Origin of the sequence: Pseudoalteromonas sp. NC201 (genome assembly GCF_002850255.1) — a bacterium.
In the GTDB taxonomy this organism is placed as follows: Bacteria; Pseudomonadota; Gammaproteobacteria; order Enterobacterales; family Alteromonadaceae; genus Pseudoalteromonas.
The window spans coordinates 1,597,590-1,620,855 of the sequence record NZ_CP022522.1; the positions used below are offsets into that span (position 1 = coordinate 1,597,590).

25 protein-coding genes are annotated in these 23,266 nt (G+C 43.8%); 16 read left to right on the plus strand and 9 right to left on the minus strand.

Annotation, left to right across the window (positions count from 1 at the left end):
- The first annotated feature begins 67 nt into the window (after positions 1-67).
- The 7 genes from cyoA to PNC201_RS06590 all read left to right on the plus strand — a co-directional run bounded on the left by cyoA (position 68) and on the right by PNC201_RS06590 (position 5,487).
- Entirely contained in the window at positions 68-928 is an 861-nt protein-coding gene (cyoA, locus tag PNC201_RS06565) for a ubiquinol oxidase subunit II (protein ID WP_045989113.1), read from the plus strand.
- A gap of 2 nt (positions 929-930) precedes the next feature.
- Positions 931-2,913 (plus strand): cytochrome o ubiquinol oxidase subunit I, encoded by a 1,983-nt coding sequence (cyoB, locus tag PNC201_RS06570; RefSeq protein WP_102056555.1) that lies wholly within the window; start codon positions 931-933, stop codon positions 2,911-2,913.
- Positions 2,914-2,916: 3 nt separating this feature from the next.
- On the plus strand, positions 2,917-3,537 hold the full coding sequence (cyoC, locus tag PNC201_RS06575) for a cytochrome o ubiquinol oxidase subunit III (protein WP_010606488.1): 621 nt from the start codon (positions 2,917-2,919) through the stop codon (positions 3,535-3,537).
- Positions 3,537-3,896 (plus strand): cytochrome o ubiquinol oxidase subunit IV, encoded by a 360-nt coding sequence (cyoD, locus tag PNC201_RS06580; RefSeq protein ID WP_102056556.1) that lies wholly within the window; start codon positions 3,537-3,539, stop codon positions 3,894-3,896. The genes cyoC and cyoD overlap by 1 nt, the downstream gene beginning before the upstream one ends.
- Before the next feature lie 13 nt (positions 3,897-3,909).
- Positions 3,910-4,788 (plus strand): heme o synthase, encoded by an 879-nt coding sequence (gene cyoE / locus PNC201_RS06585; protein ID WP_102056557.1) that lies wholly within the window; start codon positions 3,910-3,912, stop codon positions 4,786-4,788.
- Between the two features lie 232 nt (positions 4,789-5,020).
- A complete protein-coding gene (locus PNC201_RS23615; RefSeq protein ID WP_267895183.1) occupies positions 5,021-5,155 on the plus strand; it encodes a hypothetical protein in 135 nt (44 codons plus the stop codon).
- Positions 5,156-5,175: 20 nt separating this feature from the next.
- Entirely contained in the window at positions 5,176-5,487 is a 312-nt protein-coding gene (locus PNC201_RS06590; RefSeq protein WP_010606492.1) for a YciI family protein, read from the plus strand.
- Here PNC201_RS06590 and PNC201_RS06595 read toward each other — a convergent pair.
- The gene (locus tag PNC201_RS06595) at positions 5,477-6,007 is read right to left on the minus strand and encodes a TetR/AcrR family transcriptional regulator (RefSeq protein WP_102056558.1); all 531 of its coding nucleotides are present in this window, start codon (positions 6,005-6,007) and stop codon (positions 5,477-5,479) included. The genes PNC201_RS06590 and PNC201_RS06595 overlap by 11 nt on opposite strands.
- Positions 6,008-6,117: 110 nt before the next feature.
- Between PNC201_RS06595 and PNC201_RS06600 the strand changes: the two genes are divergently transcribed.
- The 4 genes from PNC201_RS06600 (at position 6,118) to PNC201_RS06615 (ending at position 11,221) form a co-directional block, all read left to right on the plus strand.
- On the plus strand, positions 6,118-6,579 hold the full coding sequence (locus PNC201_RS06600; protein ID WP_010375489.1) for an HPP family protein: 462 nt from the start codon (positions 6,118-6,120) through the stop codon (positions 6,577-6,579).
- Positions 6,580-6,730: 151 nt separating this feature from the next.
- On the plus strand, positions 6,731-8,704 hold the full coding sequence (locus tag PNC201_RS06605) for a UvrD-helicase domain-containing protein (protein WP_102056559.1): 1,974 nt from the start codon (positions 6,731-6,733) through the stop codon (positions 8,702-8,704).
- An 86-nt stretch (positions 8,705-8,790) separates the two neighbouring features.
- On the plus strand, positions 8,791-10,080 hold the full coding sequence (locus PNC201_RS06610) for a Glu/Leu/Phe/Val family dehydrogenase (RefSeq protein WP_102056560.1): 1,290 nt from the start codon (positions 8,791-8,793) through the stop codon (positions 10,078-10,080).
- Between the two features lie 169 nt (positions 10,081-10,249).
- Positions 10,250-11,221, plus strand: a complete 972-nt coding sequence (locus tag PNC201_RS06615) for an ATP-grasp domain-containing protein (protein WP_102056561.1) — start codon at positions 10,250-10,252, stop codon at positions 11,219-11,221.
- Positions 11,222-11,253: 32 nt separating this feature from the next.
- Here the strand turns inward: PNC201_RS06615 and PNC201_RS06620 are convergent, their stop codons facing one another.
- Positions 11,254-13,284: an ATP-binding protein gene (locus tag PNC201_RS06620; RefSeq protein ID WP_102057853.1), complete on the minus strand. Its 2,031-nt coding sequence runs from the start codon at positions 13,282-13,284 to the stop codon at positions 11,254-11,256.
- A 167-nt stretch (positions 13,285-13,451) separates the two neighbouring features.
- On the opposite strand from PNC201_RS06620, the gene PNC201_RS06625 reads away from it, so the two are divergent.
- The gene (locus PNC201_RS06625; protein WP_102056562.1) at positions 13,452-14,609 is read left to right on the plus strand and encodes an endonuclease/exonuclease/phosphatase family protein; all 1,158 of its coding nucleotides are present in this window, start codon (positions 13,452-13,454) and stop codon (positions 14,607-14,609) included.
- 106 nt (positions 14,610-14,715) lie between these two features.
- Positions 14,716-15,126, plus strand: a complete 411-nt coding sequence (locus PNC201_RS06630; protein WP_017218873.1) for a hypothetical protein — start codon at positions 14,716-14,718, stop codon at positions 15,124-15,126.
- Positions 15,127-15,161: 35 nt separating this feature from the next.
- On the opposite strand, the gene PNC201_RS06635 is transcribed toward PNC201_RS06630, so the two are convergent.
- A complete protein-coding gene (locus PNC201_RS06635) occupies positions 15,162-15,368 on the minus strand; it encodes a DUF2897 family protein (RefSeq protein ID WP_102056563.1) in 207 nt (68 codons plus the stop codon).
- Positions 15,369-15,513: 145 nt separating this feature from the next.
- On the opposite strand from PNC201_RS06635, the gene PNC201_RS06640 reads away from it, so the two are divergent.
- Complete coding sequence (locus PNC201_RS06640) at positions 15,514-16,848, plus strand: ankyrin repeat domain-containing protein (protein ID WP_102056564.1); 1,335 nt, start codon at positions 15,514-15,516, stop codon at positions 16,846-16,848.
- A gap of 94 nt (positions 16,849-16,942) precedes the next feature.
- On the opposite strand, the gene PNC201_RS06645 is transcribed toward PNC201_RS06640, so the two are convergent.
- The 5 genes from PNC201_RS06645 to PNC201_RS06665 form a co-directional block, all read right to left on the minus strand.
- Complete coding sequence (locus PNC201_RS06645; protein WP_102056565.1) at positions 16,943-17,380, minus strand: DUF2069 domain-containing protein; 438 nt, start codon at positions 17,378-17,380, stop codon at positions 16,943-16,945.
- Positions 17,377-17,928: an NAD(P)H:quinone oxidoreductase gene (wrbA, locus tag PNC201_RS06650; RefSeq protein WP_102056566.1), complete on the minus strand. Its 552-nt coding sequence runs from the start codon at positions 17,926-17,928 to the stop codon at positions 17,377-17,379. The genes PNC201_RS06645 and wrbA overlap by 4 nt, the downstream gene beginning before the upstream one ends.
- Positions 17,928-18,275 (minus strand): arsenate reductase (glutaredoxin), encoded by a 348-nt coding sequence (arsC, locus tag PNC201_RS06655; protein WP_102056567.1) that lies wholly within the window; start codon positions 18,273-18,275, stop codon positions 17,928-17,930. The genes wrbA and arsC overlap by 1 nt, the downstream gene beginning before the upstream one ends.
- 119 nt (positions 18,276-18,394) lie before the next feature.
- Positions 18,395-19,846, minus strand: coding sequence for a beta-barrel assembly-enhancing protease (locus tag PNC201_RS06660; protein WP_102056568.1), 1,452 nt, complete (start codon positions 19,844-19,846; stop codon positions 18,395-18,397).
- 1 nt (position 19,847) lies between these two features.
- The gene (locus PNC201_RS06665; protein WP_010606506.1) at positions 19,848-20,513 is read right to left on the minus strand and encodes a hypothetical protein; all 666 of its coding nucleotides are present in this window, start codon (positions 20,511-20,513) and stop codon (positions 19,848-19,850) included.
- A 65-nt stretch (positions 20,514-20,578) separates the two neighbouring features.
- On the opposite strand from PNC201_RS06665, the gene PNC201_RS06670 reads away from it, so the two are divergent.
- Together PNC201_RS06670 and PNC201_RS06675 are read left to right on the plus strand one after the other, a co-directional pair.
- Positions 20,579-20,830 (plus strand): hypothetical protein, encoded by a 252-nt coding sequence (locus PNC201_RS06670; protein WP_010375515.1) that lies wholly within the window; start codon positions 20,579-20,581, stop codon positions 20,828-20,830.
- Positions 20,823-21,890: an AI-2E family transporter gene (locus PNC201_RS06675; RefSeq protein WP_045989076.1), complete on the plus strand. Its 1,068-nt coding sequence runs from the start codon at positions 20,823-20,825 to the stop codon at positions 21,888-21,890. Before PNC201_RS06670 ends, PNC201_RS06675 begins: the two co-directional genes overlap by 8 nt.
- Positions 21,891-21,937: 47 nt before the next feature.
- Here PNC201_RS06675 and PNC201_RS06680 read toward each other — a convergent pair whose 3' ends face one another.
- On the minus strand, positions 21,938-22,975 hold the full coding sequence (locus tag PNC201_RS06680) for a LacI family DNA-binding transcriptional regulator (RefSeq protein ID WP_102056569.1): 1,038 nt from the start codon (positions 22,973-22,975) through the stop codon (positions 21,938-21,940).
- Positions 22,976-23,266 lie beyond the last annotated feature (291 nt).

The following is a 23,266-nucleotide window of genomic DNA, read 5'->3' on the forward strand; positions in this document are numbered from 1 at the left end:
ATCGTTGAAGGGTAATCAATTGAATAAACGTAGTGTTGTGAATTATGCGTTCGCTTCATTGGGGCTTATGCTCACCGGCTGTAGTGGTGGCATTTTAGATCCCAAGGGGCAAATTGGCATGGATGAGAAGTCCTTGATCATCATTGCCACTGTACTGATGTTACTCGTTGTAGTACCAGTTATTATTCTTACCTTATATTTTGCGTGGAAGTACCGAGACGGTCGTGACCACGAGATCTATGCACCTAAATGGGCTCACTCTAACAAAATAGAAGCCGTGGTTTGGACCATTCCGATTGTGATTATTATTGTACTTGGGGTGATCACTTGGCGCTCTACACAATCACTGGATCCGTACAAGCCGTTGGAAGGTAAGGGTGAACACCTCACTGTTCAGGTGGTATCGCTAAACTGGAAGTGGTTATTTATCTATCCAGAGCAAGGCATTGCCACAGTGAATGAGCTGGTGTTTCCAGCGAATGTACCAGTGGAGTACAAAATCACTTCCGAAAGCACCATGAACTCTTTCTTTATTCCACAGCTTGGCAGCCAAATCTACTCGATGGCTGGGATGGAAACGCAGCTTCACCTGATTGCTAACGAGCCGGGGACGTTCAAAGGCTTTTCTGCTAACTACAGCGGAGCGGGCTTTACGGGTATGAAGTTCGATGCCATTGCGACCAAAGACAAAGCAAGTTTTGATAACTGGGTTGCCGATGTCAAAGCAAACGGCGAAGCCTTAACCGCAGGTCGTTATACGAAACTGGCTGAGCCTTCGGAATATCACCCCGTTGAATATTTTGGCTCGGTAGAGCAGGGCTTATTCCACACCATAGTTATGAAGTACATGCAGGGCCATGGCGAAATGAGTTATTACGCCAAACCAGAGCATGCTGCGCATCCACATCACGGCAAGGCTGAGGAGTAATTATGTCGTTGTTTGGTAAATTATCCATAGAGGCAATCCCTTATCACGAACCCATCATTATGGTGACGTTAGCTGTGGTGGCGATTGTTGGTCTAATTGTGGCGGCAATGGTCACAAAACACAAAAAATGGGGCGTACTGTGGCACGATTGGATCACTTCAATCGATCATAAACGCCTAGGCGTGATGTACATTATCTTGGCATTAATTATGTTAATGCGTGGTTTTGCCGACGCCATCATGATGCGCACACAGCTGGCGATGGCCACAAGCGGCGCTGCCGGTTACTTACCTCCTGAGCACTATGACCAGATCTTCACTGCACACGGGGTGATCATGATCATCTTTATGGCGATGCCATTTATGATTGGTTTGATGAATATCATCTTGCCACTGCAAATTGGTGCTAGAGATGTTGCTTTTCCGTTTTTGAATAACCTCAGTTTTTGGCTGACGGCGGGCGGGGCAATTCTGATCAACTTGTCCTTGGCATTTGGTGAGTTTGCAAAAACCGGTTGGGTGGCGTATCCGCCATTGTCGGAGTTGTCGTTTAGTCCCGGCGTCGGGGTGGATTACTATATTTGGGCACTGCAAATATCCGGGCTTGGGACATTGCTCACTGCCGTGAATTTCTTGGTAACCGTATTTAAGATGCGTGCACCTGGCATGACGCTAATGAAAATGCCTATTTTTACTTGGACTTGTACTTGGGCAAATATCCTAGTTGCTGCGTCTTTCCCAATTCTTACTGCGGTGCTCGCGATGCTAACGCTTGACCGTTATATGGATTTCCACTTCTTCACCAATGAAGCCGGTGGTAATGCCATGATGTATATCAATCTGTTCTGGGCATGGGGTCACCCTGAAGTTTATATTTTGATTTTGCCTGCGTTTGGGATTTTCTCAGAAATTATTTCAACCTTTACAGGCAAACGCCTGTTTGGCTATAAGTCGATGGTGTATGCCAGCGGTGCGATTTCTATTTTGGGCTTCATTGTTTGGCTACATCACTTCTTTACTATGGGTTCAAGCGCCAATGTTAATGCTTTCTTTGGGGTCATGACGATGGTCATTGCGGTCCCGACGGGGGTAAAACTCTTTAACTGGTTATTTACCATGTATCGCGGTCGTTTGCGGATCACGGTGCCGGTCCTTTGGACGTTAGGGTTTATGGTGACCTTTACCGTAGGTGGGATGACTGGCGTACTGCTTGCAATTCCTGGCGCGGATTATGTGCTTCACAACAGTCTTTTCCTAATTGCACATTTCCATAACACCATTATCGGTGGGGCAGTGTTTGGTTATCTAGCGGGTTTTGCTTACTGGTTCCCTAAAGTTATGGGTTACAAGCTTGATGAGCGTTGGGGGAAAGCCTCATTCTGGTGCTGGCTGGTTGGCTTTTTTGTGGCCTTTATGCCGCTTTATGTGCTTGGCTTCTTGGGCATGACTCGTCGCCTTAATCATACCAACACGCCAGCGTGGAACATTTGGCTATACATCGCCTGTATTGGTGCCTTTATCATTATGTTTGGGATAATTTTCCAAGTGGTACAGCTAGTGGTGAGCTACAAAAACCGCGAGCAATTGCAAGACACCACAGGCGATCCGTGGAATGGGCATACTCTGGAATGGTCAACGGACTCTCCTCCGCAGTACTACAATTTCGCGAAAACCCCTGTAGTTGACGATATTGACGCTTGGACAGAAATGAAAGAGCAGGGACAGGCATATCAAAAGCCTGCACATTATCAGCCTATTCACATGCCAAAAAATACCCCGGCTGGAGTGCTTATCAGCGCGTCATTGACCGTGTTTTGCTTTGCCATGATTTGGCATATTTGGTGGTTAGCGGCGGTGGGTTTTGTCAGTGCTATCGCGGTATTTATTAAGCGTTGTTACACCAGCGACGTTGATTATTATGTTCAGGTTGACGAGATTGAGCAGATTGAGTCTGCCCACCTTTCTCGCGCATTACAGGAGGGTTAATTCATGAGTGCAATTACTCCCGCTACGCTGCATGCGTTAGAAGATGCTCACGAGCATGCAGATCATGACACAGGTTCAAATACCGTATTCGGTTTTTGGCTATATCTGATGACGGACTGTTTGTTGTTTGCTTCGTTCTTTGCCACTTATGCCGTATTGTACATGAACACGGCAGGTGGCGTGTCTGGCAAAGACATATTCGAGCTGGGCTTTGTTGCGGTTGAAACCGCGGCCTTACTGTTAAGTAGTATTACCTTTGGGTTTGCCATGATAGCGGCAAACAAACAGAAAAAGTCGCAAACCTTATCTTGGCTTGCGGTGACATTTGCCTTTGGTGCGGTGTTTATTGGTATGGAAGTGTATGAATTCCATCACTTAATAGTACATGGTCATGGACCGCAGCATAGTGCTTTTCTGACTTCTTTCTTCTCATTGGTGGGTCTGCACGGCATGCACGTGACGGCAGGCTTGATTTGGATGACTGTGATGATGATTGAAGTGACACGTCGTGGTCTTAAGCCACAAACGGTAACGCGTTTGAGCTGCTTAAGCTTGTTCTGGCACTTTTTAGATATCGTGTGGATCTGTGTATTTACCGTTGTTTATTTAATGGGGGCAATGTAATGAGCCATAGTGAATCTAAAGCGTTAGCACAGATGGATGTTCATGAGCATGAACACGACAGCCACGGTAGTGTGAAGTCGTATCTAATTGGTTTTGTACTATCCGTTATTTTGACAGCCATTCCTTTTGCTGCCGTGATGAGTGGAAGCTTGTCATCTAGCACGACATTTTGGACGTTAGTGACAACGGCGTTAGTGCAAATTTGGGTGCACCTGAAGTACTTTTTACACCTGAACTTTGTTACGGAAGAAGGCAAGGCAAGCACGCTTTCCTTTATCTTTAGTGCGTTGATTATTGTGATGGTAGTGGGGCTGTCGGTCTGGATCATCTACGAATCGAACGCCATGATGATGTATTAACAGGAGAGTACTCATGCTGCGTCGTTATTTTCAGGTGACAAAACCTGGGATCATTATGGGAAACTTGATTTCAGTCGCAGGAGGCTTTTTATTGGCCTCTCGAGGTGAAGTTGATTGGCTGCTATTTGCCTTGACTCTACTGGGGCTATCTTTAGTCGTTGCGTCAGGTTGTGTAGTTAACAATGTCATCGACAGGGATATCGATGCGGCAATGGCTCGCACTAAAACTCGCGTGACAGTAACTGGGGAAATTTCCTCAGTTGCTGCACTGTCACATAGTCTGGTACTCGGATTATCTGGCTTTGGGCTCTTAGCCTATTTCACCAATTGGATTGCGCTGGGTTTTGCCGCATTTGGGTTTTTTATTTATGTCGGTGTTTACAGCTTATACATGAAACGAAACTCAGTGTATGGCACGGTGGTTGGTAGCCTGTCAGGGGCAGTGCCTCCTGTGGTTGGTTACTGCGCAGTAAGTGGGGTGTTTGACTCTGGCGCTGCCATTTTATTATTGATGTTTTGTCTTTGGCAAATGCCGCACTCTTATGCCATTGCGATTTTCCGTTTTGAAGATTACCGGGCCGCGAATATTCCGGTGTTGCCAGTCGCGCAAGGTATTGAAAAGGCCAAGCATCACATTGTTTTGTATATCGCCATTTATGCACTCGTGGTGATGTTACTGCCGCTTAGCGGTTATACCGGCATAGCATTTATGGCGGTGGCCTGTACAACCAGTTTTTGGTGGTTATTGATGGCGCTAAAAGGATACCAAAGAGACTTAGATTTACATGGTTGGGCGAGGCAAGTATTTGCATTCTCAATAGCCAATATCACAGTCCTAAGTATCGCGATGGCGATTGATAATCACAGCACAGTTTCTGCGATGCTGTACTGATCGCAGATTATCCCAAAGTAACTAAAATCCAAAGGCCCACGGGGCCTTTTTTCGTTCTTATCTTATTTGTTTTACGCCGCTTGCTTTTTACCCATTTTATCTCCATATCCAGCTTATTGAATAGATGAGAAGATAATAATGGATATAGGGATCACAGAAGTATTGTTGTTATTTACGGCGATCTTTATCGCGTCCTTTTTACTTTTTAAGGTCGTGCTATGGGCCAAAAAAAATGCCAAAAGGCGCTTATCTATTTTTGGCTTTAATGCCGCTCATCTCTCTTTTTCCTATTCCACCACCCGTTTTTAAAAATGTCGCTAAAGCCAAACAAGAACAACGTAAAAAAGCACCCAAATCAGAACCATAATCTCACAGGAAAATAGTTTAATGTCAGCTTCAATATTTATTGTTAACCTTACTTATGTTACCGAAATTGAACTGGTAGAGCCGCTGCTCGCCCCTCACATTGCGTTTTTAGATCGCTTCTATGCCAATGGTACTTTTATAGCCTCTGGCAGAAAAATCCCACGAACTGGTGGGGTGATTTTGGCAAAGGCGAGTAGTAAAACTGAGCTACTTGATATTGTTCGTCAAGATCCCTTTTATGTCGCCGAAGTGGCTCGGTATGACATTATCGAGTTTGTGCCAAGCAAGTTTGCATCTTGCTTTACAGAAGTGGAGAAATACCTTAATTCTTGAGTGCCCGCTTGGCCACGTCCGTATCGTGGCAGGTATAGGCCGTTGAAATAATCCCTTCGCTCAATAGAAACAGGCGCTCGACAGAGGCATCATCAGCGTCGTTGAACGATTGTTTGAGTAACGCTTTTACCGCAAGTTTGTGCCGCTGGCATAGTTGATTTATTGGATTGGTAAGCTCACCAAATTCTGCCGCCGTGTTGATAAAGTAACAACCACGGAAATCGCCCAGCACTGCCACTTTGTTATTAATCCACTGATCTAGCGCTGAAAATAGCTGCTCTGTGAGCTGTTCATTCGTTCGAGTATTTTCGAGGCAACGAGATAACCAAGATATATATAAGTGATGCCGCTGCTCAAGTGTTGCAAGCACCAGTGCCTCTTTACTCTCAAAATGGTTGTACAGGGTTTTTTTAGCAATGCCAGATGACTTTAATACTTCGTTAATGCCAATGGCATGAATGCCATATTGATAGAACAGGTCCATTGCGCAATCGATCAGTTGTTGTCTTTTTGTACTCATCAGTCAGCCATGTTTATTACCGTGATTATAGGTTGACAGAAGTAGACCAACTTGTCTACCATTTGCGGAGTAGACAAGTTGGTCTACTTTTTGGAAAGGGAAAGAATACAATGAGAGAAATACAACTTGCTTTAATTGCTGGAGCGGGGGCGTTTATCGCAATTGCAATATTGGCGTTTAGTCAAACGATAAGTGCTGAGCATATTTTTTTAATGGCACCTTTGGGCGCAACGGCAGTGCTGGTATTTGGTGTGCCCGAAAGTCCGCTAGCGCAGCCTAAAAACGTCATCTTTGGACATATCATTACCGCTACAATCGGGATTATTTTTGCGCAGTATATCGGTGTTAACGAATTCACTTTGGCATTAGCAACGGGGCTTGGCGTATTTAGTATGTTAGTAACAAAAACAACCCACCCACCGGCTGGCGCGAATCCAATACTGATCATGTTGGCACTAGAGGGATGGAGCTTTTTATTTACGCCTGTGATTATTGGCGCCGTGGTGCTAGTCCTGGTTGGTAAAGCAACGTTAGCGGCTAAAACAAAGCTAACTACAATAACAGCTGCTTGATATGTTGATGTGCAGGCCTTATTCGCCTGCCTTCTCAAATATTGAGTCGCACAATCTGTTAGCTAGGTATTAGATTAGTTCATTGAAATTAATAAAAAATAAATAGCGATGACAAAATTTCATTAAGCGCGTTTTTGGGTTTCGTGCTAGCATGGCAGCAACGGAATTACTTTGTCTGATTGACCAATTGATAGCATTACATCTCTTTAGTCGGCTGTTTTATGGGGTACGTGGTGCCAAATGTACGAAAGAAGGCCTCCTCCTTAAGTCGAAATCTGCTGACAGTTTCATCCCCTTTAGCACTATGACAGTTCCACCAGCACCTCAGCGTGGTTGGCTTGCTCAAAAAGTCCTGATCAAACAGGGTCACGAGACCTATGTGTTAAGTGTTAAAAATCAAGGTGCAGATGAGTTAGTGCAACAATTGCAACGACTTTGGATTTTACACCATGGCAAGCACTTGCAAGTCAAAGTTCGTAAAATTGAGCAGTTATTAACGCGTCGATATCTTAGTCATCATAATCAAAGTTTAGTGCGTCATGTTTGCGGTGCCTTATGGTCCAGCTGGCAGCACCTAGATGACAATATCGTACCAAGTTCGTTAAAGCCTCAAGTAGCAACGGTACGAGAAATTGCAGTTTGGAATGAGCGTGATATTGCTGAGTTTCAGTCTGCTTTTGTCGAACACTACTTGGCAAAAGACGCTAACTTTTTTGACAGCATTGAATCAAATCCCCTTACGCTAGCTCAGCGTAAGGCTTGTGTGATCCAGGATGACAGGCAATTACTGCTTGCTGGCGCAGGCACGGGTAAGACAAGCGTTATCAAGGCCAAAGTTGGGTATCTCTTGCATCGTAAATTAGCTCAGGCGAATGAGCTGTTGTTGCTTGCGTATGGTAATGATGCCGCGACGGAGATGCGTCAGCGCTGTCGGCCTCTCTGTAATACCTTAAATTGCTCTACCTTTCATTCACTTGGCATGCAGATCATCGAAGCGGTTACCGGGGAAAAGCCGACAATTTCAAATCTAGCAACGGATAAAAAACTATTTAAACAATTTATTGCAGACACCGTGCAGTCGTTGCGACAAGAAAGCCACTTTGAGCGAGATTTTGCACTATTTCTGAAAAGTTCGAGCACACAGCAAGCGTCACAGGCGATAGACCTGATAAGTCAGATATTACCATTGATGAAGCATGCTCAAATAATGGGGGAGGTTGAGCAACTGCTGACGCAATTTAGCAATCAAATGAGTGTGATCATGCCAGTTCTTGCGGAATATCAGCTGTATTTAAGCAATGAATCTAGCATCGATTTCGATGACATGCTGGAGCGGGCTATTTATTACGTAGAGTCTGGTCAGTTTATTTCACCGTGGAAGTTCATCTTGGTCGACGAATTTCAAGACATTTCCCGTGTGCGGGCAAAGCTCATTCAGGTGCTGCTAGATAAAAAAGCCGGCTCGCAATTGTTCGCCGTTGGTGATGATTGGCAGGCTATTTATCGCTTTAGTGGTGGCGATATGCGCTTAACAACCGAATTTACTCGCTATTTTGGAAAGTCGACGACCACATACTTGGATAAAACATTCCGTTATCCTCAAACCATTTTAGACACGGCGAGTGAGTTTATTTGCCGCAATCCAGAACAAATAACCAAGCATATCACTTCTCATACCACAGGCGTGGCAGGACAGGGCGTAGTGAAAGTGATGGTTGATGACGAATTGTCGCAGGCGCAACAACTGCTCAATCATATTGAGCAGCGCAACGAAGGGAAAACTTCCGTTGCCTTACTGGCAAGAAATCACAGAGCATTACCTGATAAATCAAAGATTGCGCAGTGGCGGCAGCTCTATCCAGAGCTTATTATTTCACATAACACCTTTCACGGTGCCAAAGGGTCTGAAGCAGACTTTACGATAGTATTTGGTCTCAAGCATAGAAACTTTCCGTCACAGGTAAAAACGCCAGCATTTGTCGATGCGCTTTTACCAGCACAAGGGGCATTTCCTGACGCAGAAGAGCGACGCTTATTCTATGTGGCGTTAACTAGAGCGAAGAAACAATGCTTTTTATTAGCACCAAATGATACACCTTCCTACTTTTTAGAGGAAATCGCATAATTATTAATCCCTGTTGATGGACTTGATCTTTTTGCGCCAGGCACTCATACAATTACTTGTTGAATTAAAAAATAAGCGAGGAAAGGATGAGTACGGATCTACTAAAAGACGCGTTGAAAAGATTAAACCATATAGTCGAAAAAACAGGAGTTAACGAGTCTACCTATCAAGCGTTAGCCCAGCCTCAAAGAACGCTGTCGAGCAACATTTCAATTCGTCGTGACAACGGTAAGCTTGATTATTTTAAGGCGTATCGTTGTCAATACAATGATTTGCTAGGCCCAACAAAAGGCGGAATACGCTTCCATCAAGAATCTGATATGAGTGAGGTGCAAGCTTTAGCCCTTTGGATGACACTAAAGTGTGCAGCGGTTGGCGTGCCATTTGGTGGAGGTAAAGGTGCCGTAACCGTTGATCCTAAATCACTAAGTCCCATGGAGCTTGAGCGCCTTGCTCGAGCATACATCAGAGCTAATGCTGATTTTATTGGACCCGATCAAGATATTCCTGCTCCGGATGTGTACACCAATGCTAGGATTATGGGCTGGATGATGGACGAATACGAGAAAATCGTCCGTAAAAAAAGTCCAGCCGTGATCACTGGTAAACCGCTTATTTTTGGAGGGAGTGAAGGGCGAGAGTCCGCCACGGGTCGCGGTGCATTTTTAATGATAGAGCGGCTTAGTGAAAAAAATAATTGGAATAAAGCGGAACAAACGGTAGCTATTCAAGGCTTTGGTAACGGTGGCTATCACTGTGCAAGGCTATTGCAGCAAGCGGGTTATAAAGTCGTTGCAGTAAGCGATTCAAAAGGCGGGATTTACTGTAAAGATGGCTTAGATATAGAAAGCATTTATCAAGAAAAGCAACGCAATAAGGCGCTTAAAGCCGTGTACTGTGATGATTCAGTATGTGAAAGCGTTGAACATAAAGTGCTGAGTAATGAAGAGCTGCTTGCGCTGGATGTGGACATTTTGGTGCCCGCAGCACTATCCGGCGCAATCACCCGAGATAACGCCAAAGCAGTATCAGCAAAATATATTGTCGAAATTGCCAATGGACCCATTGAGGCGGACGCCGACGAAATCTTGCATGAACAGGGCGTGATAGTTATCCCTGATATTTTAGCTAATGCCGGCGGCGTCATCGTAAGCTATTTTGAGTGGTGTCAGAATCGCCAAGGAGAAGCTTGGGACGAGCAAACTGTGCAAGATAAATTGGCGCAATATTTATCGAATGCATTTGAAGCAGCGTGGCAGCTGCGAAGTGATAAAGGGCTTGAAATGCGAGATGCCGTATACAAACTGGCATTAAAACGTATTGAGAGCGCCTTGGAAGCCCACGGGACACAATCTTACTTTGAAAATCGTGAGTAGTTTTTTAGATTGTGTCGATAAATTTATTTTGCTGTACTGTTTTCTGGTGAGTCCACATAATCGCGCTTTTGTTTGGGGGCCGGTGATACACGAACCTGCTTAGGTGTTTTCACTTAACGATTCGTGTCGACAGCGACCCTCTTATTCCGCTACTCAAGGGGCAATTCGTATGCGCGGTTGGATCATTTACAAAGACTCTGCCAGTTTGTTAAAACCTGAAATTTATGAAATAGATAGATTGATGGCGGTGGCAAAGGAAGAAGGTATTGATCTTCAAGTTTACTCACCTGATCAATTCGATCTATTGGTAACTAGAGAAGATGAAGAAAGTATTCTAATCGATGGTCAGCCGGTTGCGTTACCTGACTTTGTACTGCCGCGTATGGGTGCAGGCACGACTTACTTTACGCTTGCGATTATTCGTCACCTTGAACGTTTAGGCGTACATTGTTTTAACTCTTCGCAGTCTATCGAAACCGTAAAAGATAAGCTGTACGCGCAGCAGATCCTTGCAGAGCAAAACTTACCAACACCAAAAACCATGTTGGTTAAGTTCCCTGTAAATATTGAACTGGTAGAGAAGCAAATTGGTTTCCCAGTCGTGATTAAAACGCTGTCAGGCTCGCAGGGCAGCGGCGTATTTTTGTCTAAATCACGCGGTGAATTTGATGATTTGATGCAACTTATTGAAGCAACAAATCCAAAAGCAAATATCATTTTGCAGCGTTTTGTGAAGTCGAGTCATGGTCGAGACTTACGTGTATTGACCATTGGCGGCCGTGCTGTAGCGTGTATGGAGCGCAATTCTGGCGGTAAGAACTTTAAGGCCAACGTGAGTTTAGGTGCAAAAGGTAGCCCACACCCGATCACCCCTGAAATCGAATGGCTAGCAACACAAACTGCTAATATCCTGAATCTGGATGTCGCTGGCATCGACTTATTATTCGATGAAGAGCATTTTAAAATTTGTGAAGCAAACTCAAGTCCAGGTTTTGAGGGGCTTGAACAGGCTGTAGACATTGATGTGGCGAGAGAGATTTTACACTTTATACGCATTCGCTTAGGGATCTTTAACCGCACTGGTCAACCAAAGAAGAGCAGTAACGGTACTAAAGCGAGCAAAGAAAAAGCAGCGGAATAATAGCGCTGAGTAATAACGAAAAAGGAGCTAGGTCAAGCTCCTTTTTTGTGCGTGAAGGGCTCAAGCGCGCCTCGTAGTGCGTCGAGCTGAATAGGCTTGGACAGGAAGTTATTCATGCCAGCTTCATAACAGGCTTCCTTATCCGACTCTGAAGTATTGGCGGTCAACGCAATAATGTGCGGCCCTTGGCGTTTCTCTTTTGACAGCCTACGAATACTGCGAGTGGCTTCGAAGCCATCCATAATCGGCATGACGCAATCCATAAACACAATATCAAAGGTTTTGTCTTGGCATGATTTTACGGCTTGCTCTCCGTTATAGACTTTGTTGATGTGAGTTGCACCAAACTGATTCAGTAACTTTTCCATCACCAGTACGTTGATTTGATTATCATCTACAAGCAGGATATTACATTCTGATAAGGAAATATGCTGCTCTTCAGTCTTTTGTTCTTGTACGTCGTCGGCCTCGTCTGCAAACTCTATTGGGAAGGTAACGACAAAGGTACTTCCTTTACCCAACTCACTTTCTACCTGTACTTCGCCTTGCAACAAATTACAGAGCTCAAATACGATTGAAAGGCCAAGGCCAGTACCACCAAAATGCCGACTTACACTGGCATTGCCTTGGCTAAATGGCTGAAAAAGATGTACTTGATTGGTCTTAGCAATCCCTATGCCTGTGTCTGAGACACTTAATTGTAGAACCGGTGAAGTTTCACTTCCCAGCACGTCGGCATAAATATCGATACTACCCGTTGGTGTAAATTTGATGGCGTTACTCACGAGGTTTGCAATAATTTGTTTAACTCGCGTCGGATCTGAATAGAGCCAATTTGTACCTTTTTTATGAATGTGGAAGTTAATTGAAAGCCCTTTTTCGCGACAGGCTGGACTGTACAGGCCTACAACTTGTTCGACTAACTGATGAAGATCAAACGGAGTATTGTCTAGCTTCAGGTTATTACTATTTAGCTTACTGAAGTCTAATACGTCGTTTATTAATGTGATCAACATATCTGCACTGTTGACTGCAACGCTCAGGTTGCTCTTGATTTCTTTTATGTCGGTTTCTTTTCTGCACGCTTGAAGCATGCCGACTAAACCGTTCAGCGGGGTTCTTAATTCATGGCTGATTTTGGCGATAAATTCACTCCGGGTTTTAAGAAGTTGCTCCGCTTCTTCGCGCTTTTGCTCCAATGCAATACGCATTTTGACTTGTTCATCTATATCTTGAATGGCACCAAAAACCCGAACGCATTCGCCATTTTCATATTCACCTTGACCGTGAGAGGCGACCCACTTTTCGTTGCCGTTGGCATCAATAATAATGGATTCTATGTCCCATTTGGTTTTGGAGGTGATGGCGTCGTCTATGGCTTGTTTAATGTTTCCTTGGTGAACGCCGGGTTTATAGAAGCTGATGGCATTGTCGAGTGTTGGTGTAAAGTTATCATCAACGCCATGAATGAGTCGCGTTTGTTGGCTCCAATACACTTTGTTCTTTTTAAAATCGACTTCCCAAGAGCCAATATCAGCAAGACGGCTCATCGCTGCTAATGCTTGTGAACGGTGTTGTATCTTTTTTAACGCCTTTTGCCGAGAAATTTCAACACCAATCCATTGACCTAATAAACTCACGTAATCTAAGTGTTCTTGACTGAACGCTTGGGCTTTGGCACTAGATGCGGAAAAGTTGACGGTACCATAGCGTTTACCATCAACAATAATCGGCGCACCAATGTAGCTCTCTAGGCCAAAGTTTGCGTAGCAAGGGTGAGTGGCAATTTCGCTGATACCAGCGTGATGAAAAGACAGTGCGCTGTCAGCTTGTAAAGTGTGCCAGCAATAGGTGTTTGCCAGTTCGAAATCCGTACCTACCAACAAAGAATTATCTGGGGTGATCACATGCCTTACTGTGTATATATCAGCCTGAATTTCACTGACGATTGCAATATCAAGCTCAAACACATCGAGGCCAAGTGTCAGCAGCGCCGTCACTTTTTCTTCAAATGTGGTGTCTTGGTTTGTGGTGATGAGGTGTAATCGTTTTAAAATACTCACAAATTTCACATTGGCAGTACAAGGCAGTTAATCACTTAACTTTAACCGCTCTTTGCTAACTTGCCAACATTAAATCGTTTGAATCTGTCGAGATAATTTCCGTTTTTCAAAGGATTATGAATAAAATAGGCGACGCGGGATTTATCACAATTTTTTAAGGCAAGTCTATGAGATACGTAGGTCTACTTTTTTTATTGATGACAACGGTCGTAAATGCACAAACACTTCGTGTTGCTACCTTTAATGTCAGTATGGAAGCAACGAACTATCAACAAAAAGGGAAAGCACTGGACTCTCAAAAGCTCAGTAAACTGCTACAGAATGGTCAACATCAACAAATCAAGAATATTGCAGAAATCATTCAGCGTGTTCGCCCAGATGTGATTCTACTTAATGAATTTGATTACATCGCTGAACCAAATAAAGGTGTACGGGCATTTGTAAATAACTATCTAGCACAACCTCAAGCGGATCAGCAGCCGATATCGTATCCTTACTTTTATATTGCGCCAGTCAATACTGGATTACCAACACCGTATGATTTAGATAATGACGGCAAGCAATCTAGTTATGGCGGTGATGCCCAAGGGTTTGGTTTATATGAGGGGCAATATGGGATGGTTGTACTGTCAAAGTACCCGATTAAAAAAGAGCAGGCCCGAACTCTGCAGACCTTTCTTTGGAAAGATATGCCAGACCATAAGGTCACAACAGACCCTGTGACGAAACAGCCTTGGTATAGTGAGCAAGAGTGGAAAAATTTGAGACTAAGCTCAAAATCTCACTGGGATCTGCCAATTGAAGTGAACGGTAAATTGTTTCGCCTGTTGGCGATGCATCCAACGCCTCCAGTCTTTGATGGTGAAGAGGATAGAAATGGCAACAGAAATCACGATGAGATCCGTTTAATGGCCGATTATATCGACCCTAAACGTAGCCAGTACATTTATGATGATAATGGCGTTAAAGGTGGCCTTAAAAATGATACACGATTTGTCATTGTCGGTGATTTAAATGCTGCCGATACAGGGGATAAACATAGACCCGGTGTGATAGAGCAATTATTAGATAACCCTAGAGTGTTTTCGGACTTAGCGCCAACGAGTAGAGGCGGAAGTGAACATAGCAAGGGAAGTGCGAGTCGCAGTTATACCGCACATTGGGGGGCACGCGTAGATTACGTACTACCATCCAAGTTCGGCTTTCAAGTACTTAGCAGCGGGGTTTTCTGGCCAAGCAAAGAAGACGAATTATTCCGTTTAGTGGAAAGTCGTCATGCCAGCTCCGATCACCGTTTAGTTTGGGTGGACGTGGAAGTTAAGTGAGCTCAGTGATTGGTCAACCGTGTCGCTTACTACAAATTTAAACAATGACTAACGGAACTAAACCGAAATAACCTCTAAGCTTGCGCTTAATGAATAGGAGAGTGTGATGAAAAGAATTCTATTAAGTGTTGGTTTAGCGGTTTGGTTATCTGGGTGTGCTCATCATGATGATGTGCGTCCATCGTCTGATGGTGTGCATAATATTATGTTATTTTCCGACAGCCGTGATGCGGGTAGTAAAGAAGCATTAAAGCAGGCTAGACACTATTGCAAACAAGCTGATATGGTCGCGTATGTTGTGAATCTAGATATCATTTATAACAGCGATACGCCTGAGAGTACTTATATCACGCAAAAAGGCGTAGCTAACGCCGTTGAGGCTGCCGGTATGGCGATGTGGATTTTTGGTCGAAATAGTGTCGATGATGCAGGGGCTGCAATGACCATAGGTGGAGGAATAGCCGATGGTGCGCTCGGTAAGCCTTATGATGTGCGATTAAATTTCAAATGTGGATGAATGATTAGTCAGCACGTCTAACGTCGCAACATGCTTCAATCTTCATCCTTTTTTGGATTGTTTTGAGGTGTGTTGTTTTTGGATGTTACTTTATCTTTGTCAAGAGGTGCCGTTTGCTCGTCTATTTTCTTTTTCATTTCAAATTTGGCGGAATACTTTAACAACGCAATATTGCTCCAAATCACCCCTAACACGCCAGCAATGATCAAGACCACTTGCCATGTTTCTAATTGATTGCCCATTCTAGCTCCTCAAAAAAGCCCTATTTTTTAAATTTGTCCTGAAATAGGTGAGCATTTTAGCGCGACTGTTGATATTATTCACCACCTAGTCATTTCGCGATAATTATGCTGCATATATTTACATTCTGAGGATAATAGCGCATTCATGGAACAAGTGTTAATTTGGCCTGCTCAGTATCCCATGCTGTTAAAGGGGTTAATCGAACAAAACGGTGCTTACATTCTAGATGCCATAGAGGCATGGCCGAATTGCCAACAAATGAAAGATGAGCAGGGCGTAACGACCACTGTTCTACCTCCTTTATTTTACCTCGCTTGGTTACGACCGCTAGAGCCGTTCGAAGCCTGTTATTTTCAGCATATTGATGACTATGACGATAAACAGCGTCAATACGTTAATAGCGTAATTCAACACATTGAGGAAAATGATACTGATCAGGATGAGCTAATAAAAACACTCATTCAGCGTCTTGGCCAGTACTCTAATATTCAAGCTCAGGTGCAAGAGCAAAGCTTATCGTTTGTAGAGTTGCTCTGTGACAAACATTATGAAAAAACGCTGATATGGCTACTGGAGAAAGGGCTTAAGTTTAGCGCGAAAGAAATTGTTTCTCTGTGGTGCAACAGCTCGGAGGCAACACATGCGGCACTATTGACTCATATTGATACTTGTCTGCTTGACCGAGCAGCCACGGCTAAACTAGCAACAGATAGTTTGCTGGATGGACAGCAGACTTTTGAGCTGCTTTGCACTATGTGTGACAAAGATGAAGTAACGGGTCTTTTGGAACAAGCGCTATTGTTCCAGCTAACCCAACAACAGGTGAAGCAATCAGCGATTATCACCTTAGTCACGCAGGGCGCGACAGGAACTGCGAGAGATAGCAGTGGGCGCTCAGCGATTATGTTAGCGGTTGAAAATGGCTTTGTGAGCGCGGTTGAAACCATGTTGCCGCACCATAAAGTAAATGAATTGGACGAATCGGGCAGGAACTTAATGCACTATGCGGCGGCATCGAACTCTGCAGCTATGATCGAAATGATTTTTGAACATGGTGATGACCCGACGCTTGCGGATATTCATGGCGACACCCCTTACCGTGTGGCTATGAAAAATCAGGCGCTTACTTCTAAGCAAACATTTGAGCAGCACGGTATTATCGAGCTTTCTAATGAGGCAAAGTATCAAAAAATAAAAACTGTCCATATTCTTTATGCCTTTGCTGCTATTTTGCTACCACTGCAGTTATTTTTATTCTTTACTGATGAGGTGGATGAAAAAACCATCGCAACACTTGTCACTACGGCAGCTTCTATCGCAATTTTTGTTTTTGCGAGGCGTAAACGCAGCAACCCTCTATACCCAAACAGCTCAACGCCTTGGTCACTGATCGGGGTAAATGCGTTAGCATGGCTTAGTATTGGTGTGCAGGTATTGTTTTCAGTATTGGTGTTGATAGCCGTACTATCGTTGCAGTAGCTTACAGTGACGAACTAAGCTGACGGATTGATGCTAAAAAGCGCAGTTACTTCATTGAAGACTGCGCTTTTTTAATGGAGTTATGCGAGCGAGATTATGGCTCTTTATGCTCGTGCGCTGCCTTTTCGTCAGCAAGGTCTTCTTTTAACTTGCGGATCTTCAACCCTAACTCTTGGCCTCTGTGTCTTGCATAGTAAGTGCAACCAATAAACATGGACGTTGCAAAGCCAATCTCAAGCAGGACTAACAATAGCTCGTCTGGAGATGTCCACAAAAGGGTAAAGCCGTGGATAAAATAAAACATTACGACAAAGTTTGCCCACGCATAAGTGTATGGCTTATCTTGTAAAATACCTTTAAGCGGGAGTAATAAAGGTAAAACGTACACCACAAAGACAAAGCCCAAGCTGTAACCTTCTCTTGGTGCAAGCACAAAGAGCCACAGTGGCATCAGGATCAAAAGACCAAAATACCCGACTAGCGCAAAGCGTTGAAAGCGTCTAGTGATGGGCTTTTTTGCAATTTCATTCATGTTAACTTTTCCGCGACGCGTAGCAGTCGACTCGCTGCTGCACGACAAATTTTGATTTCTGTTTGAGTGAGTGAAACATTGTTTTGGCTGCCCGCAACATGTGTTGCACCGTAAGGCGTTCCGCCCATTTCGGTCGCCAAAAGCTCTGGAACATCATAGGGGATACCTAACAACATCATGCCGTGGTGTAATAACGGTAAGGAGAGGTTGAGTAGGGTAGCCTCGTTGCCACCGTGCATACTGCTTGAAGACGAAAATACGCAGGCTGGTTTATCGATGAGCGTGCCTTTAAGCCACAAATCGCTGGTGGTTTCCCAAAACGCTTTCGCTTGGGCTGCCATCATGCCAAAGCGTGTTGGAGTACCGAACGCTAACCCGTCGCATGCTACTAAGTCTTGCTTTGTTACGATCACATCATGGTCTTGGCGCTTCTCAAATACGCGCACTATGGCTTCACCACCTTGTGACACTATGGTGTCTGCAAATTCGTGCGCCATATTTGCCACAGAGCCATGACTGGAGTGGTATAAAATAAGAATTTTACTCATTACAGGATATTAAGCACCGACTCTGGAGGCCTGCCAATCGCCGCCTTATCATCTTTAACAACGATAGGACGCTCAATCAGTTTAGGGTTTTCAAGCATGGCAGTGCGCAGTGTCGCTTCATCCGACTCTTTCGATAGTCCAAGCTCTTTGTAGAGCGTTTCTTTGCTACGTACAAGCTGATGAGCAGAACTAAATCCAAGTTTAGAAAGTAAATTAGCCAAAGTGTCACTATCGATTGGCGTCTTTAGGTATTCAATAACGGTAGGATTAACGCCATTGGACTCTAGTAAAGCTAGGGTTTCACGTGATTTTGAACAACGCGGGTTGTGATAGATTTCTACTGACATGATTTCGCTCTAATTCGTAATGTAAACGGATCATAGCTTAATGTAGAGATGACGAAAAGCGATGTGCAAGAAAATTGGCTTAAATACGTTTCTACTATCGCTGTAAGAAATCGCTAAGCCTACAGCTTAGCGATTTCTTTTTGCATATTACGGTATTGGCTAAGTAGCGCTTTTAATCTGGTACGCTTGATATCTTCGTTATCTTCGACATGATTGAGTGCACGCTGGACTTCGTCTGCCGCCTTATTAAATGCACCATACTGGGCATAGACACTCGCTTTTGACTCATGGTAAGCCGCCTTGTTTTCTTGGGCTTCATAGGCTTGTGTGAGTAAATCACGGGCGAGAATATGATCCGGTTTCTCAAGCAAAAAGATCTTAAGCAATTGCTCGGCAACTTCATACTGTTTTGCTTTTATTGCGGCATTGGCATAGTTTAGCGTGATAACTTGGTTATTGGGTCTGAGTTGATGTTGAGCTTGAAGCATCTCAACCGCTTTGCCAGAATGCTCTGTCGCAATTAAATAATCGGTATACACATCAAGATAAAACAGGTTATTCGGATCTTTTTCTAACAACTCATCCAATAGTTTGCCAGCTTCCTCGTATTTTTTTTGATCGAGTAACGTAATTGCTAATCCGTATTGTAGCGGGCGCTTGTCGAGTTCTGCTGAGCGCTTTAAAGAGTTTCTGAAAAAGGCTTCTCCTGCATCTTCTGAATAATAGTATCGTGCAAGCACACGGCTTTTAGCTAACGCGTAGGAAAGGCTTGAGGGATAATGCTTTTTCTCGAATTGTTGTGCCCTAAGCCTAACGTCCGATACTCGGCTGTCAGGTAACGGGTGCGTAAGCAAAAATGCAGGGGGCTTATTTTTAAAACGAATTTGATCCGAGAGCTTAGTTAAAAACTCACTGGCCGCATAGGGGTCAAAGCCTGCTTTATGTAGTGTATTCATACCAAATCGGTCGGCTTCTTGCTCGGCTTTTCGGCTATGCGTTAGTTGGTTCAACGATGATTGCGTTTGGCTTGCGGATAAAATGGCGATACCCGCATCTGGGGCAACTACGGTTGCCAAAATACCAGTAATAAGCCCCGCTATGGTCAAGGCGCTGTTGTCTTTTGCGTTTTGTACGCGGCGTGCTAAATGACGTTGGGTAACGTGCGCAATTTCGTGGCCAATAACGGATGCTAATTGACTCTCATTATCGGATTGCGCAATGAGTCCCGTATGTACACCAACGTGGCCTCCATAAAAAGCGAAGGCATTAATATCTTTGTTATTTATCCAAAAAAAGGTAAATGGAAAGCGTACATCATTAGCATTGGCGACGAGGCGATTGCCCAGGCTGGTTAAGTACTCTTCAAGTACCGGATCGCCAACCACTGGGGAGCGGGAGCGCAGCTGCATCATCATGACTTCGCCGATCGCTTGTTCTTTTTCAATAGGTAGTACTTGGAGAGCTGAAGTGCCTAAATCTGGTAGTTTCAGTTCTGTTTGTGCAATAGCGCTGCTTGATGCAGCGAGCGCAAATGTTAAAACGATTGAATTTAATAGGGGTTTTAACCGCATTTTAATCCCTTTTAAGGTCTTCTCCGAGCATGATCCTAGCTAAGTCGACTTCATCATTGCATGCTCGAGCATCTTTTTCACAAAGTTGGTAAAAATCTTTTATTGAGACCCCAGCAACACTCGTGATGTTCAATTCTTTTTGCAAAAACGTCACTGTCATATGCAGCACTTTGTGCGCATGAAGTATCAGAGCTTTGTCAGCTATATCACCGCGTTCAAAGTAAAACGCAATGAATTTATGGAGCTGGTTGATGCGCAGTAAGTTTTTCATCGTATGCGGATCCCATACTCGAAACTCCAAAAAACGATTGTCTTTAACATAGGCATCAATCTTGGTGCCTTTGGCTATTGGGTAAGCCCAAAGCTCAAAACCTCTGTCAGTAAATGCTTGATGTAACGCGATTTGAGGTTTATTGTCACAGTGAATTATGCCACTGTCATCTTCATAACCACCTAATAGTTCTATATTCCAATTTCGCTTATCTAGCAAACGCTTTACCGCATTGTCAAAGCCGTGATGGAGCAGACCTTCACATTCACTTACCGCTGAGGCGACAAGGTGATAAAAAGGCGGAAGTTCTCCCCAATTAATTTGCTTTTTGTACCAATTTATTTCTTTTAGTGTTGGATTGGCTGGCAATCGGGCCTTATTATTAACGCCTGGCATTAAGATTCCCAAGAAGTAGAGTATGCTATTAAGAATAAACCATCAACGCCTTGAGGGCTACCGCATTGAGTGATTTGTGTGGAGACAAGACGACAAAATTTGTACATGATCTACGAGAATTTACCTGTCCTGCATTATTTGTTCAGTTTAAGTGGCGGTTAAAGCGCCATGACTATACTCTAGGCAAACTAAAATTGCTGATGAGTCAGGATCAGAGCTTGTTAGATATCAAAAAGTATTTGGATGGTAACTCGGTGAGTTACCAAATTATTGAAATTGAAAGCGGTGAAGTGTGTTTGGAGATCATGGATGTTTGAGTTAGTAAAAGCGTGGTACATCAAAAAGTTTTCAGATCCACATTCCGTCACGCTATTGTTGATGCTAGTTGCCACAGTTGCTTTGCTGTACTTTTTTGGCAGTTATGTCATGCCGGTACTGGTCGCAATTGTGATCGCCTATTTACTTGAATGGCCAGTGAATAAGCTCACCCGAGTGACTGGCAGTAGGATGTTATCAGCAGTAGTCGTAATGGCGGTATTTGTGGGCGTCGCTTTGGGGCTGGTATTTGGTATCGTTCCTGTTCTGTGGCAACAGTTAAGTAACTTGCTCCAAGAAAGTCCAACCATGGTAGAAGAGGGTAAGGACTTCCTTTTACATTTACCTGAATACTACCCGACGCTGATCTCTACAACTCAGGTACAGGCAATTGTGAGCTCTGTGGAAAGTAAATTGCTAGAGCTTGGCGAAGTTATTGTCTCAGCCTCATTAACCTCATTAAAAGACGTTGTCGCATGGATGATTTATTTGGTCTTAGTGCCACTGCTTGCTTTTTTCATGTTGAAAGACAAGTCAGAACTTACATCTGGAGTGTCAAAAATTATACCTAAGGACAGAAAGCTTATTTCACAAGTGTGGCATGAGATGGACCAACAAATCATGAATTATATTCGTGGTAAAGTTTTTGAGATTGTCATCGTTGGTGTAGTGAGCTTTGTGACCTTTTCTATTTTGGATTTACGCTATGCCGCATTACTGGGGACATTGGTTGGACTTTCTGTACTTATCCCATTTATTGGTGCTGCACTCGTTACCTTACCCGTTGCCGCAGTAGCTTTGTTTCAATTTGGTCTAGCGCCAGAATTTTGGACCATTCTCATCGCGTACGGCATTATTCAAGCATTAGATGGTAATGTTTTAGTGCCGTTATTGTTTTCAGAAGCAGTGGATCTCAACCCTGTTTATATCATTGTTGCAGTGTTATTTTTTGGTGGTTTATGGGGATTTTGGGGGGTATTCTTTGCGATTCCACTTGCATCTCTGGTCAAGGCGCTGATCAATGCATGGTCGAGTAAGAGTGAAGAACTGTTGGCGAAATAGTGAGAATTTTTGATGTTAGTCGGCTCAAGAGCCGACTAAATAAATAGCTATTGTGTGATCCTACCCGTGCTTTCACGAACTACCATACTCGGTGTGAACACATGTGAGACTTCTTTATCATTTTTTCGATGTCCCCGTGTTTTAGAAAACAATAAACGCGCAGCATGTTCAGAAATAATGTTGTTAGCCTGATGTGCAGTCGTAAGCTTTGGCCAAGTTTGGCGGGAGAATGGAGAGTCTTCGAAGCCACTGATAGACAATTGACCCGGGATCTCTATATTCATCAGCCGCGCAGCGAATAAAGCTCCAGCGGCTACCTCATCGTTACCACCTAAAATCGCAGTGATTTGGTTTGGATTACCATCGGCCAGCAGCGCTTTAGCGCCTTTTACCCCTGATTCAAATGAGTAAGTACCGTGATAGAGCAGTGTATCGTCTTGTTTTATATCGTGTGCTTTTAGGGCATCGCGATATCCGGCTAACCGTTCCGTCGTTGATTTGTGTTCTTCATCCCCAAGTACAAACGCAATTTTTTTATGTCCAAGTTGGATCAGATGCTCAGTAATTTCATAGGCTGCAGCGTAGTCGTCAACAAAGATACAGTTATTTGCGCTATTTTTCGCTTCTTGCGCTCGACCAGAAAGTAGACGCACGTAATGTATGCCCAGCTCATCTAGCATATCAATAATGGATTGTTGCTCGGATAGAGGAGGAGTCAAGACTAAACCTGCAAGACGTGAGCGTTTGATCATAGTGACGAATTCTTCGGCCATATTTTCCGAATTGGATTCACAGGGGTGGATGACGAGTTCATATCCTTCATCTCTACAGCGAGATAACACCCCGTTTTGCATATCAATGACATAATACGCATTGGGATTGTCGTAGACCAAGCCAATTGCAAATGAAGAAGTACCAGCTAAGTTTCTTGCAGCAATATTAGGCTGATAATTAAGCTCTTTGACAGCCTGCATTACTTGATCGTAGGTTTTTTTTCTAACCGAAGGTTCTTTATTGATTACCCGCGATACGGTTTTCATAGATACGCCAGCTAGCTTGGCAACATCATTAATAGTGACTTTCATGTAGTTGTTCTTCTATTTACAGGTCTGTATCGATCATTATTAAGCACAGAGGAATAGTAGCGCTTTATGTATGCAGAAGCTAGCGCCCAATTTCTGTGATATTTAGCCGCTAAGGCGACCATCGGCTTAATAAAAGGATCATCTGTTTTTCTTAGTCTATCTAATAAGTACAGAATTTAGCACTACAATTCGCAGAAATAAATGAATGATACCGGTGTCAAAAATTTTATTTTAGGTTATTATTCGCAATGTAAAATTGAAAAGAAGCAATTTGACAGCGTTGTCATTTTG

Bases quoted from the DNA above. Each gene is read 5' to 3' on its own strand.
- cyoA (WP_045989113.1), top strand. From the start codon at position 68: ATGCTCACCGGCTGTAGTGGTGGCATTTTAGATCCCAAGGGGCAAATT.
- cyoB (WP_102056555.1), top strand. From the start codon at position 931: ATGTCGTTGTTTGGTAAATTATCCATAGAGGCAATCCCTTATCACGAA.
- cyoC (WP_010606488.1), top strand. From the start codon at position 2,917: ATGAGTGCAATTACTCCCGCTACGCTGCATGCGTTAGAAGATGCTCAC.
- cyoD (WP_102056556.1), top strand. From the start codon at position 3,537: ATGAGCCATAGTGAATCTAAAGCGTTAGCACAGATGGATGTTCATGAG.
- cyoE (WP_102056557.1), top strand. From the start codon at position 3,910: ATGCTGCGTCGTTATTTTCAGGTGACAAAACCTGGGATCATTATGGGA.
- PNC201_RS23615 (WP_267895183.1), top strand. From the start codon at position 5,021: ATGCCAAAAGGCGCTTATCTATTTTTGGCTTTAATGCCGCTCATCTCT.
- PNC201_RS06590 (WP_010606492.1), top strand. From the start codon at position 5,176: ATGTCAGCTTCAATATTTATTGTTAACCTTACTTATGTTACCGAAATT.
- PNC201_RS06595 (WP_102056558.1), bottom strand. From the start codon at position 6,007: ATGAGTACAAAAAGACAACAACTGATCGATTGCGCAATGGACCTGTTC.
- PNC201_RS06600 (WP_010375489.1), top strand. From the start codon at position 6,118: ATGAGAGAAATACAACTTGCTTTAATTGCTGGAGCGGGGGCGTTTATC.
- PNC201_RS06605 (WP_102056559.1), top strand. From the start codon at position 6,731: ATGGCAGCAACGGAATTACTTTGTCTGATTGACCAATTGATAGCATTA.
- PNC201_RS06610 (WP_102056560.1), top strand. From the start codon at position 8,791: ATGAGTACGGATCTACTAAAAGACGCGTTGAAAAGATTAAACCATATA.
- PNC201_RS06615 (WP_102056561.1), top strand. From the start codon at position 10,250: ATGCGCGGTTGGATCATTTACAAAGACTCTGCCAGTTTGTTAAAACCT.
- PNC201_RS06625 (WP_102056562.1), top strand. From the start codon at position 13,452: ATGAGATACGTAGGTCTACTTTTTTTATTGATGACAACGGTCGTAAAT.
- PNC201_RS06630 (WP_017218873.1), top strand. From the start codon at position 14,716: ATGAAAAGAATTCTATTAAGTGTTGGTTTAGCGGTTTGGTTATCTGGG.
- PNC201_RS06635 (WP_102056563.1), bottom strand. From the start codon at position 15,368: ATGGGCAATCAATTAGAAACATGGCAAGTGGTCTTGATCATTGCTGGC.
- PNC201_RS06640 (WP_102056564.1), top strand. From the start codon at position 15,514: ATGGAACAAGTGTTAATTTGGCCTGCTCAGTATCCCATGCTGTTAAAG.
- PNC201_RS06645 (WP_102056565.1), bottom strand. From the start codon at position 17,380: ATGAATGAAATTGCAAAAAAGCCCATCACTAGACGCTTTCAACGCTTT.
- wrbA (WP_102056566.1), bottom strand. From the start codon at position 17,928: ATGAGTAAAATTCTTATTTTATACCACTCCAGTCATGGCTCTGTGGCA.
- arsC (WP_102056567.1), bottom strand. From the start codon at position 18,275: ATGTCAGTAGAAATCTATCACAACCCGCGTTGTTCAAAATCACGTGAA.
- PNC201_RS06660 (WP_102056568.1), bottom strand. From the start codon at position 19,846: ATGCGGTTAAAACCCCTATTAAATTCAATCGTTTTAACATTTGCGCTC.
- PNC201_RS06665 (WP_010606506.1), bottom strand. From the start codon at position 20,513: ATGCCAGGCGTTAATAATAAGGCCCGATTGCCAGCCAATCCAACACTA.
- PNC201_RS06675 (WP_045989076.1), top strand. From the start codon at position 20,823: ATGTTTGAGTTAGTAAAAGCGTGGTACATCAAAAAGTTTTCAGATCCA.
- PNC201_RS06680 (WP_102056569.1), bottom strand. From the start codon at position 22,975: ATGAAAGTCACTATTAATGATGTTGCCAAGCTAGCTGGCGTATCTATG.